The organism is Treponema sp. R6D11, from assembly GCF_054786075.1.
Genome location: NZ_BDHD01000644.1, coordinates 1 through 662, shown reverse-complemented (window position 1 = coordinate 662; position 662 = coordinate 1). Strand labels below are relative to the sequence as shown.

At 49.5% G+C, this 662-nt stretch carries 1 protein-coding gene; it reads right to left on the bottom strand.

Annotated elements, in window-relative coordinates:
• Positions 1-150: 150 nt before the first annotated feature.
• On the bottom strand, positions 151-662 hold a 512-nt coding region (locus ACYVTD_RS15245; protein WP_461248554.1), incomplete at its 5' end, for a Nif3-like dinuclear metal center hexameric protein.

The window sequence follows — 662 nt, the reverse complement described above, 5'->3', positions numbered from 1 at the left end:
CGTTGTTAAAAACGTCTTTAATAAACCCGACCTCCGGCCTAAGTTTTACGATAACCGCCTTTGTTATCTGGTCCACAATGATAATTAAAGCCGCCAGCGACATCGGCAACAATCTTTCTTTTTCCAGTTTCAGTTTCATTTTTCTCTCCTTTACAGCCCCGTAGGTATATCGACAAATTCGGTTTCTATGCCAAGCTCCTCGGCGCAATGCTTCATAACGGCGCGCACGCCCCAAACTTCCGTATTGTAGTGTCCGCCGGCGATCATGTTAAGCTTGGCTTCCAGGCAGTCATGGTAAACCTGATGCCCGCTCTCCCCCGTTACAAACAAATCCACGCCGTCGGCAATCGCGTCCCTCGCGCTGTCAGCCGCTCCGCCGGACATAACCGCGGCGCTTGAAATTTCTTTTTTCCCAAAAGGAAAAACTCCAGAAGGCGGCCTTCCCATAAAATCGATTTTCTTTACCGCTTCTTCGATTGTAACAGGTTTTGGAAAAGTTCCCTTGTAGCCGATCTTACGCCCGTGGTAAGGGCCGAACGGTTCGACGTTCTCCAACCCCAACAGTTCCGCCAGAACGGCATTATTCCCCAGTTTAGGATGTTGATCAAGGGGCAGATGAACCGCGTACAGGCAGATGTTATGGTCTAGCAGAAACTTAATCC